The 6,953-nt window shown below is 74.4% G+C and carries 6 protein-coding genes; 5 read left to right on the top strand and 1 reads right to left on the bottom strand.

Features of this window, described 5'->3' with window-relative positions; all coding sequences use genetic code 11:
* Nucleotides 1-280: 280 nt before the first annotated feature.
* Nucleotides 281-1,183 (top strand): FAD:protein FMN transferase, encoded by a 903-nt coding sequence (locus ABL57_RS18470; RefSeq protein ID WP_047804953.1) that lies wholly within the window; start codon nucleotides 281-283, stop codon nucleotides 1,181-1,183.
* Nucleotides 1,184-1,342: 159 nt separating this feature from the next.
* Here ABL57_RS18470 and purB read toward each other — a convergent pair whose 3' ends face one another.
* Complete coding sequence (gene purB, locus ABL57_RS18475; protein WP_047804954.1) at nucleotides 1,343-2,770, bottom strand: adenylosuccinate lyase; 1,428 nt, start codon at nucleotides 2,768-2,770, stop codon at nucleotides 1,343-1,345.
* 167 nt (nucleotides 2,771-2,937) lie between these two features.
* Here purB and ABL57_RS18480 point away from each other — a divergent pair, with 167 nt between their 5' ends.
* The 4 genes from ABL57_RS18480 to ABL57_RS18495 form a co-directional block, all read left to right on the top strand.
* Complete coding sequence (locus tag ABL57_RS18480; protein ID WP_082157570.1) at nucleotides 2,938-4,101, top strand: histidinol-phosphate transaminase; 1,164 nt, start codon at nucleotides 2,938-2,940, stop codon at nucleotides 4,099-4,101.
* Between the two features lie 56 nt (nucleotides 4,102-4,157).
* Complete coding sequence (locus tag ABL57_RS18485) at nucleotides 4,158-5,474, top strand: thiamine pyrophosphate-dependent dehydrogenase E1 component subunit alpha (protein WP_082157569.1); 1,317 nt, start codon at nucleotides 4,158-4,160, stop codon at nucleotides 5,472-5,474.
* Nucleotides 5,471-6,454 (top strand): alpha-ketoacid dehydrogenase subunit beta, encoded by a 984-nt coding sequence (locus tag ABL57_RS18490; RefSeq protein ID WP_047804955.1) that lies wholly within the window; start codon nucleotides 5,471-5,473, stop codon nucleotides 6,452-6,454. Before ABL57_RS18485 ends, ABL57_RS18490 begins: the two co-directional genes overlap by 4 nt.
* An 85-nt stretch (nucleotides 6,455-6,539) precedes the next feature.
* Nucleotides 6,540-6,953: biotin/lipoyl-containing protein (locus tag ABL57_RS18495; protein WP_047804956.1), on the top strand; the 414-nt coding region annotated here is incomplete at its 3' end.

The following is a 6,953-nucleotide window of genomic DNA, read 5'->3' on the forward strand; positions in this document are numbered from 1 at the left end:
GGCATCCAGCAGCTGACCTCCAACCGCCCGGCCGACGTGCTGCGCTGGACCGCGGCGGCCGGCGGGCGGGACGGCGGCGCCGGGATCCCCGCCGGCCCGCCGGTGCCGGCGACCGGACCGGGGCGCCCCCGCTCCGCCGCGATGACGGTCAGGTAACGAGCGGTCACGTCACCGTCCGGCGGGCCCAGCCGCGCGTATGCTCGGCACCACCTGCCCGTTGTCGCGCAGGGCCTTCCGCGTCCTCCGGCACGCGCCGACACGAGACCGCCAGGAGACGGCCATGTCCACCCCCACCCCGCCCGGGGCGCCGAGCCGGGACACCGTCCGCGCCCCCGCCCCGGACCTCCAGGAGGAGGCCCGGCGGCTGGCCGAGCGCGTCCACCGCGAGGTCTCCGCGGCCGTGGCGCCCGAGCGCATCGACTCGGAGCTGTCCCTGCTGAACCGGTTCGCCGAGCACGAGGACGTCGACGTGGTCGTCGGTCCCGTGCTCGCGCAGATCCTCGCCGCGGCGCTGCGGGCCACCCGCCTCACCAGCGGACTGGTCGACCCCACCACCGGCGACGCCGCCTGGCGTGCCCAGGACGGTCTGCCGGCCCGCCCGGCCCCGGGAATCGCCCACCTCGACCTCGACCTGCCCGCCCGCCGCCTGCGGATGCGGCAGGGCACCGTCCTGGATCTCGCCGAGGTCGCCGGCGCCTGGGCCGCGGACCGCACGGTCCGGCTCTTCACCGATGCCTTCCCCGGCCACGGGCTCGTTGCCCGTACCGGCGGGGTGCTGGCGGTGGCCGGCCCTGCCGCCGAGGCCGCCGCCCTGGCCGCGACCCCAGGCTTCGCTCTGGACCCGGACCTCGATCCGGCCCTGGGCGCCGCCGCCTGGGCCGGCCTCCTGACGACGGGCCACCATGGTCTCGCCGTGCTTTCCCGGCCGGGGAGCGCCCTGGTCAACCCGGTCACCGGTGCCGCCGTGGAGAGCCCGTGGGACCGTGTCGTCGTGGCCGCGCGGAGCGCGGTGGAGGCCCAAGCCTACGCCCACGCCGCCCACGTGCTCGGCGGGGACGCCCCCGGCTGGGTCGCGGCGTGCGGCGCGGAGGGCGAGTTCACCGGCTCGCGGCCCGGCAGCACGCTCCGGCGCCGGCTTCGGACACCCGGTTGGCCCGGCCGGACGTGCCACGCGGACGCCTGACCGGCGCCAGGAGCACGGTCCCAGAAGGGCCTTCGCCGTAGCAGCGGTCGTGGGCGTCCCCTCCGCTCTGGGAGCCGGCGGCGGGCCGCCCACCTGGGCGGCCCGGGCGGACCCGGCCGCGGTCACGCCCTCCGGCGGAGCGGGTTGTCCGGCGCGATGTCAGAGGTAGCGCACGAGCTCGGTGGCGATGCCGGTGTAGGTGGCAGGGGTCAGCGCGGAGAGCCGCCGGGCGGCCTCCGGGGAGAGGCCCAGGCCCGCCACGAACTCCTGGAGCCGGTCCGCGTCCACCCGCCGCCCGCGGGTCAGCTCCTTGAGCCGCTCGTAGGGGTTGTCCATGCCCTCGACCCCGGCGATCGCCTCGGCGCGCATGACCATCTGGACGGCCTCCGCGAGGACCTCCCAGTTCTGGTCGAGATCGGCGGCCAGCACGTCCTCCGCGACGTCCAGGCGGGCCAGGCCCTTGCGCACGTTGGAGACCGCGAGGAGGGAGTGGCCGAAGGCCACGCCGATGTTGCGCTGGGACGAGGAGTCCGTGAGGTCGCGCTGCCACCGCGACGTCACCAGGGTCGCGCCCAGGACGTCGAGCAGCGCGTTGGAGAGCTCCAGGTTCGCCTCGGCGTTCTCGAACCGGATGGGGTTGACCTTGTGCGGCATGGTGGAGGAGCCGGTGGCCCCCTCCACCGGGACCTGCTGGAAGTAGCCGATCGAGATGTAGGACCACACGTCCGTGCAGAAGTTGTGCAGGACCCGGTTGAACCGCGCGACGTCGGCGTAGAGCTCCGCCTGCCAGTCGTGCGACTCGATCTGGGTGGTCAGCGGGTTCCAGGTCAGGCCCAGGGCCTCCACGAAACCGCGCGAGACCTCGGTCCAGTCCGCGTCCGGGACGGAGGCGTAGTGCGCCGCGTAGGTGCCCGTGGCGCCGTTGATCTTGCCGAGGTACTCCGTGCGCTCGATCCGGGAGAGCTGGCGGCCCAGGCGGTGGGCGACCACCGCCATCTCCTTGCCCAGCGTGGTGGGCGTGGCGGGCTGGCCGTGGGTGCGGGAGAGCATCGGCGTGTTCGCGGCGGACTCGGCGAGGCCCGCCACGTCGGCCACGAGCGCCCGGGCGGCCGGCAGCCACACGTCGGTCGTGGCGTCCTTGACGCCCAGGGCCCAGGCGAGGTTGTTGATGTCCTCGGAGGTGCAGCCGAAGTGCACGAGCGGCACCAGGTGCCCGAGGCCCAGGGCGGGAAGACGGCGGCCGATGTAGTACTCCACGGCCTTCACGTCGTGCACCGTCACGGCCTCGATCTCCGCCAGCTCGGCGACCGCGTCGGCGTCGAAGCCCGTGACGATCCTGCGCAGCCCGGCCTTCTGCTCGTCGCCGAGGGGCGTCAGGCCCGGCAGCACCGCGTGCTCGGCCAGGTGGATGAACCACTCGACCTCCACGTGCATGCGATTGCGGTTGAGGGCGGCCTCGGAGAGGTGGTCGACGAGCGGGGCCACGGCCGGCTGGTACCGGCCGTCGAGCGGGCCCAGCGCGACGGGCGGAACGGCGGCGGCGAGCGAGGCGCGCCCGGAGGACAGGATGCGATCGGTGTGGGGCATGGGCACATTCTCCCACGGCGTCCGGGCCGCCCCGGGCGGACGAATTGTCGTCGGCCACCAACTTTCGCGGGACCCGGTTGTAGCTTTCGCGCCCAAAAAATGCCGGGTCGTCCGGAGGGGCGTCATCCACCCGGGAACCCCGGGGGAGCGGGGATAGCATGGCCCCCATGAGTACCAGCGACGCTACCCGCACCCTGGCCGGGGACGCCCCGGCACAGGACGCGGCCCCCGCCACCACCCCGGCGGTCCGGCCGCGCCCGGCTCTGTCCCGGCTTCCCCGCTACGTGGCCGGCAAACCGCCGCTCGTGGTCGAGGGACTGCCCTCCTACAAGCTGTCCTCCAACGAGAACCCGTTCGGGCCCGTCCCGGCCGTCCGCGAGGTCCTCGCCGACTGGGACGCCGTGCACCGCTACCCCGAGACCACCTCCGCGGAGCTGCGGGAGGTCCTGGGCGAGTTCCTCGGCGTGCCCGCCGAGGACGTCGCCACCGGCGCCGGCAGCCTCGGCGCCCTCAACCAGCTGCTGGGCGCCTTCGTGGGCACCGGAGAGGACGGCGCCCCGGACGAGGTGGTCCACGCGTGGCGCTCCTTCGAGGCCTACCCCATCAGCATCGGGCTCTCGGGCGGGCTGAGCGTCCCGGTCCCGAACCGCCGCGACGGCTCCCACGACCTCGAGGCCATGGCCGCCGCCGTCACCGACCGCACCCGGGTCGTGCTGCTGTGCACGCCCAACAACCCGACGGGCCCCAGCCTCACCACCGCCCAGGTCGAGGAGTTCCTCGCCGCGGTGCCCCGCGACGTCCTCGTGGTCATCGACGAGGCCTATCAGGAGTTCCAGCGCCGCGACGACCTCGTGGACGGCATCGACGTCTACCGCCGGCACCCCAACGTCGTCGTGCTGCGGACGTTCTCCAAGGCGCACGGGCTCGCCGGCCTGCGGATCGGCTACTCCGTGGCGGGCCAGGGCATCACCCAGTACCTGCGCCAGAGCTCCCCCGCGTTCTCCGTGACCGACCTCGCCCAGCGCGCGGCCATCGCCTCCGTGCGCCACTACGACCAGGTCGCCGAGCGCGTCCAGCGGGTCGTCGACGAGCGGGAGCGGGTGCTGGCCGGACTCGACGCGCTGGGCTGGCCGTACCCGGAGACGCAGGCGAACTTCGTGTGGCTGAACCTCGGCGAGCACAGCGGGCGCTTCGCCGAGCTGTGCGACGCCCACGCCCTGGCCGTGCGCCGCTTCGGCGACGAGGGCGTCCGCGTCACCGTCGGGGAGCCGGAGGCCAACACCCGGTTCCTCGAGCTCTGCGCGCAGTTCCCGCACGCACCCGTGCTCTGAACCCCGGGCACGAGCGCTCCGCTCCCACCCGAGCACACCGAAAGGACGTCCTGACCATGGATGCCGCCCCGTTCACCCCGGCCGCCCACGCGCCGGACCGTCACGCGCCGACCCCGGAGCCACGCACCCGGCTGGTGCGGCTCCTCGACCGGGAGGGCGTGCCGGCCGAGGACCCGGTCTTCTCGCCGTACGTCGCCGACGTCGGCGCCGAGGAGCTGCGGGACCTCTACCGGTCCATGGCGCTCGCGCGCCGGTTCGACGAGGAGGCCACCCACCTGCAGCGGCAGGGCCAGCTGGTGCTCTGGGCGCCGATGCGCGGGCAGGAGGCCGCTCAGGTGGGCTCCGTCCGCGCCCTGCGCCCGACCGACCACATCTTCCCGACCTACCGCGAGCACGCGGTGGCGATCGAGCGGGGGGTGGACCCCGCCGAGCTGCTCATGGTCTTCCGCGGGCACGCCGCCGGCGGGTGGAAGCCCTCGGAGCACGGCATGAACGTGTACTCGATCGTGCTCGGCTCCCAGGTGCCGCACGCCGTGGGCTACGCCATGGGCATGGACCTGGACCGCCGCGCGGCCGAGGAGGAGGGGCGCGAGGTCGAGCCCGCCGCCACCATCGCGTACTTCGGGGACGGCACCTCGACCCAGGGCGAGGTGCACGAGGGCATGGTCTTCGCCGCCTCCTTCGACGCCCCGGTCGTCTTCTTCGTGCAGAACAACCAGTGGGCCATCTCGGTGCCGTTCTCCACCCAGTCCCGTCTGCCGCTGGCCGAGCGGGCCGCCGGCTACGGGTTCGAGGGGATCCGGGTGGACGGCAACGACGTCCTGGGCGTCCTGGCCGTCTCCCGGTACGCCATGGAGCAGGCACGCGCCGGGCGCGGCCCGGTGCTCGTGGAGGCCGAGACCTACCGGCTGGGCGCCCACACCACCGCCGACGACCCGACGAAGTACCGCCGCCGGGAGGACGAGCGCCACTGGGCCGAGCTCGATCCGCTGCTGCGCCTCGAGACGCACCTGCGCCGGCACCACGGCACGGACGACGCCTTCTTCGACGAGGTCGCCGCGGCCGCGCAGGAGTTCGCCGACCAGACCCGCGCCCACGTCCTGTCCATGGCCCCGCCCTCCTTCGAGGAGTTCTTCGACAAGGCCTACGCCGAGCGTCATCCCCTGATCGAGGAGGAGCGCGCCTGGTACGCGGCCTACCAGGCCGGGTTCGACGAGGACGGCCCCGAGGACGGCTCCGACGGCAGTCCCGGCGTCGACGGCACCGCCGGGCCCGATCGCGGCACGCAGGCCTCGAGCCTGACCGTCGCGGCCGATCCCGTCACCGGGGTCCCCGACGAGCGCTCCGCCGGCACCGAGGAGGACCTCGCATGAACGCCGCTCCCGACCTGACGATCGCCAAGGCCGTCAACGCCGGCCTGCGCCGGGCCATGGAGGAGAACCCCCGGGTGCTGCTCATGGGCGAGGACATCGGCTCCCTGGGCGGCGTCTACCGCGTCACCGAGGGGCTCAAGAAGGACTTCGGCGGACACCGCGTGATGGACACCCCGCTGGGGGAGGCCGGGATCGTGGGCACCGCCGTGGGCCTCGCCCTGCGCGGCTACCGGCCCGTGTGCGAGATCCAGTTCGACGGCTTCTCCTTCCCGGCCTTCAACCAGATCACCACGCAGCTCGCGAAGATGCGCAACCGCACGAACGGGGACGTCACGGTCCCCGTCACCATCCGGATCCCCTACGGCGGGGTCATCGGCTCGGTGGAGCACCACTCCGAGTCCCCGGAGGCCCTCTTCGCCCACACCGCGGGGCTGCGCATCATCACGCCGTCCAACGCCCAGGACGCCTACTGGATGACCCAGCAGGCGATCACCTGCGACGACCCGGTGATCGTCTTCGAGCCCAAGCGCCGGTACTGGCTCAAGGGCGCGGTCGACACGCAGCGCCCCGCCGCCGACCCGTTCACCGCCCAGGTGGTCCGGCCGGGGGAGGACGCCACGGTGGTGGCCTACGGCCCGCTCGTGCCGGTCGCCCTCGCCGCGGCGCAGGCCGCCGAGGAGGACGGCCGCAGCGTGGAGGTCATCGACCTGCGGTCCCTGTCGCCGATCGACTTCGACACCGTGGAGGACTCCGTGCGCCGGACCGGGCGCCTGGTCGTCGCCCACGAGGCCCCGACCTTCGGCGGCCTCGGAGGGGAGATCGCCGCCCGCATCACCGAACGGGCCTTCTACTCCCTCGAGGCCCCGGTGCTCCGGGTGGGCGCCTTCCACCTGCCCTACCCCGTGGCGGCCGTCGAGGACCAGTACGTGCCGGACCTGGACCGGATCCTCGAGGCACTGGACCGCTCCTTCGCCTACTGACCCCGCCGACCCCGGCCGCCGGCCCCTCCGGGCCGGCGGCGCCGTCGCCGACCCGGAGGGGCCGCGCGAGAGAGGAAGTACTGACATGCCGCAGATCTTCAACCTGCCCGACGTCGGCGAAGGCCTGACCGAGGCGGAGATCCTCGCGTGGCGAGTGGCGCCGGGGGAGACCGTCACGGTCAACCAGGTGCTCGTCGAGATCGAGACCGCCAAGTCCGTGGTGGAGCTGCCGTCCCCGTACGCGGGCACCGTGCTCGACCTGCTGGTGCCCGAGGGCCGCACCGTGGAGGTCGGCACCCCGATCATCGCCGTGGGCTCCCCCGAGGAGGCCGCCGGCACGGGACCCGCCCCGGAGGGGACGCCGGGGATCCTCGGGGAGACCCCGGCGGCGCCCGAGGCCGACGGCGACCGCCCGCTCGTGGGCTCCGGGCCCAAGGCCGACCCCGTGCGCCGGCGCCGCCGGATCGCCCCGGAGCCGGCTCCGCGGGCCGCCGCCGGG

Origin of the sequence: Kocuria sp. SM24M-10 (genome assembly GCF_001027955.1) — a bacterium.
GTDB lineage: Bacteria > Actinomycetota > Actinomycetes > Actinomycetales > Micrococcaceae > Kocuria > Kocuria oceani.